The organism is Novosphingobium profundi (assembly GCF_018491765.1).
Classification (GTDB): Bacteria; Pseudomonadota; Alphaproteobacteria; order Sphingomonadales; family Sphingomonadaceae; genus Novosphingobium; species Novosphingobium profundi.
This window is the reverse complement of the sequence record NZ_JABWCU010000058.1, coordinates 1-2,971: the sequence shown is the minus strand read 5'-3', so window position 1 is coordinate 2,971 and position 2,971 is coordinate 1. Positions and strand designations below refer to the sequence as shown.

Below are 2,971 nucleotides of genomic sequence, written 5' to 3'. Positions count from 1 at the left end.
TCACGATAGCTGATGCCGTATCGACAATACCAGCGCACCGCCCATAGGATGACCTCTCCGGTGAAGTGCCGCCCCTTGAAATCGTTCATCGCAACCGATCCTGCCAATCCAGCAGCCCAATCTTGGCGAATGCGCCAGAGTTTGCAACAGAGCCATCACGCCTCTGCGGGGATCGACCGCAATGCCGCCCCAATCGGTGCCGCCATTGTAGCCGGGATACTCGATCGAGCGGCGGTCGCTCTCGGGCGGGGTGAAGAAACCCTTGTAGCTCGCCTTGCGGAACTGGATGCGGCAAATCATCTGGTCGATCGGCGACATGCCCCACATGTCCCGCTCTGTAAGATCGGGTTTGCGGAGGCTATGCCACAGCGACACGCGCTGGGTCGCCGCGCGCTGGCTGGGCTCGACGCCGCCGCCGGGCGCCTTAATCGAGCCCACCGGCGTCAAGAGCTTGCCGGTACGCCGGTCGAGCACGTAGATGTCGCCTTGCTTGGACGGCAGCACGAGTGCAGGCGCCCCCTTATAGTCGACCAGCGTGGCTTGCGCGCCGAAGTCATAGTCCCATACGTCGTCGCGCACGGCCTGAAACTTCCAGCGCGGCTTGCCGGTGATTACGTCGAGCGCCACCAGCGAGGTCGCGAAGTCACGCTCCTGCGGGCGGCGCAGGCTCGAATAATAGTCCGCCGCCGCATTACCCATCGGCAGGTAAACGAGGCCAAGCTGCTCGTCGCCGCTGGCGATTGTCCACATGTTGGGGGTGCCCCGCGCCCATGTCTGACCCTGGGGCGGATAGCCGTTCCAGTCCGGATGCATCATATCCCAAGCCCAGCGCAGCTTGCCGGTCACGGCATCGTAGCCGCGAATGACGCCAGATGGTGCCCACCGGTCCTGTCCGTCGAGCACCTGATGTCCGGTGACGACAACGCCGCGCACGATCGTCGGCGGCGAGTTGATCGAGACATAACCCGGAGGAGTGTTGCCCATGCCGATCTTGGTATCGACCTCGCCGTTGCTGCCGAAGACAGCGCAGCGCAGGCCGGTGCGCGCGTCGATGGCGAAGAGGCGCGCGTCGAGCGTGCCGTAGATAATGCGCTGCGCACAGGGCTGCTCGGCCGGAGCGCCGGGCACCGCGAAGTAGCTCACGCCGCGACAGGCGGCGGTATACGGGATCGCATCATCCGAGACCTTGGGGTCGAATTTCCAACGCTGCTTGCCGGTCGCCGGATCGAGGGCGATAACCCTGTTCTTGGGTGTGCAGACATAGAGCGTGTCGCCGACTTTGAGCGGAGTGTTCTCTCCGCCGTAGGTCTTCGCGATCTTGGCGGATGAGGGCATGTCGCCGGTATGGGCCAGCCATACGCGCTTCAGTTTCTTCACATTGTCTGGCGTGATCTGGCCGAGCGGCGAGAAGCGGCGCGCCGCATCGGTGCCGCCATAAGCGGGCCAGTCGTCGCCGACCGCGGCGAGCGAGGGATCGCTCATCTCGAAGCGTAGGCCGGGCAGGTCCTCGGCCGGGCCGGTATCGGCCATGCGCGCGAAGATCATCGCCGAGATCGCCGTCAGCACGAGGGCCGCCGCGCTGGTGCCGAGGCCCAGCTTCCAGCGGTTCGGGCGCGCGGAGAGGGTGGGCATCACCAGCAGCGTCGCCACCAGCAGCACCAGCGGCGCGATCACACGCGGGACGAGAGCCCAGTTGTTGGCGCCGACTTCGGCGAAGGCCCAGATCATGGTCAGCACGAAGATCAGGCAGTACACCCATCCGCCCAGAATGTTCCGACGGATCAGCAGACTGCCCGAGGCCAGCATCGCAAGGCCGGAGAGCACGTAATACGCCGAGCCTCCCAGCATGGCGAGATAGATGCCGCCCAGCGTGAGCACGAGTCCGATTATCGCGATGACGGCGCCGAGGACGAAAGGCGCCAATGGCCGTGCCTTGGTCTGCAGGTTCGCCGAATCCATCATTCACACTCCGGAAACATTTCACCAACTAGGCAGCAAAATGTTCCGAAAAGCGGATTGTTCCTAAGGCAATGCCCTCCGATAGCCCAGGGGTCAATGAACTGCGCGCTTTTGGACATTGACGCTTTCGTAGAGCTCTTCGATTTCGTCGAAATCGAGAATTCAGTCCGGGATTGCAGTCTTCGCGGAACACTGACCGCTTCCGCGACTGTGCAGTTGCCTGTTGGAACGGTCGGGCATTTGGCTTGTTTCGCCATCGCAACGATAGAACAGGGACATCATGCAGAAGCTTTGCGCGGCGATGTGCCTACTCCTTATCGTTGCCCCAACACCGTCCCTTGCAGACGAGGGCCCCGACACCGCACCGGCCAAGCTGCGCGAGTTGTGCACGGAACGCCCCGGTCTCACCACGGCGGCCTGCACCGTTGACCCCGGACATCTTCAAGTGGAGATCGGCATCGCCGATTGGGAGCGGGACAAGGACAGCGACGCGAGGCAGGATCAACTCAAGTTGGGCGATATCCAGTTGCGCTATGGACTTGCAGATCGGACCGAACTTCAGATTTCCTGGTCAACTTATGTGCGAACCGCGACACGGGATTACGAGGCCGGAAGTCTGACGCATATGCATGGCATTGGCGACGTCACGATCGGACTGAAGCAAAACCTGAAGCATCCCCAAGAAAAGGCCAATGGTTTCGCGGCAGCAATCTTGCCTTATGCAAGTCTGGCCACGGGCACGAACGGCGGAGGCGATGGCGACTGGAGCGCGGGCCTGATCATACCCTTAAGTTACAAGTTCAGCGATGCAGCGGCGCTGGCTCTGTCACCGCGAGTGGCAGCAGAAGTCGACGAGGATCGCTCAGGCCGTCACCTGGCTTATGGGTAAGCGCGAAATTCCGCGCACCTGTTCGGTTGAGTGACGCGGTGTGAAGGATGTGTCCACCAAGGAAGAGGTGGACACATGGAGTTGGCACCGATGGGCCCCTATGGGCTCGAGGTTGTAAGGGTG

General features: G+C 62.4%; 1 protein-coding gene and 2 pseudogenes. 1 reads left to right on the top strand and 2 read right to left on the bottom strand.

What is annotated here, in order from left to right:
- Nucleotides 1–89, bottom strand: a pseudogene (locus HT136_RS25920) (IS6 family transposase); the annotation flags it as partial.
- 70 nt (nt 90–159) lie between these two features.
- Nucleotides 160–1,482 (bottom strand): annotated as a pseudogene (locus tag HT136_RS26780) (outer membrane protein assembly factor BamB family protein); the annotation flags it as partial.
- A 757-nt stretch (nt 1,483–2,239) separates the two neighbouring features.
- On the opposite strand from HT136_RS26780, the gene HT136_RS25910 reads away from it, so the two are divergent.
- A complete protein-coding gene (locus HT136_RS25910) occupies nt 2,240–2,848 on the top strand; it encodes a transporter (RefSeq protein WP_214202638.1) in 609 nt (202 codons plus the stop codon).
- The last annotated feature ends 123 nt before the right edge of the window (nt 2,849–2,971 follow it).